The 236-nt window shown below is 46.6% G+C and carries 1 pseudogene; it reads left to right on the top strand.

From position 1 onward, the window contains the following. Positions 1-99: 99 nt before the first annotated feature. Positions 100-236 (top strand): annotated as a pseudogene (locus Q4550_RS24080) (N-6 DNA methylase); the annotation flags it as partial.

The raw sequence follows: 236 nt of genomic DNA, 5'->3' as shown, positions 1-236 counted from the left end.
GCCGGGGACTTTGCATACATCAAACACAGGGTGTCAAAGTTAAACGCATACGGTGTCTGTTGTGTGCTCATTCCGAATGGAGTGTAGTTCCGTGGTGGCGCAGAAGGGAAAATTCTTCAGGTGCTAATGGAATCGGATTTAATGGAGGATGTGGTTGGTCTCCCATCCCGTCTGTTTTATGGAACCGGAATACCTGCTAGTGTGTTAATCTTAAACCGAAAAAAAGCAGAGGAACG

The sequence above is a fragment of the Anaerobacillus sp. 1_MG-2023 genome, assembly GCF_030547345.1.
In the GTDB taxonomy this organism is placed as follows: domain Bacteria; phylum Bacillota; class Bacilli; order Bacillales; family Guptibacillaceae; genus Guptibacillus; species Guptibacillus hwajinpoensis_B.
This window is presented reverse-complemented; position numbering and strand designations above follow the sequence as displayed.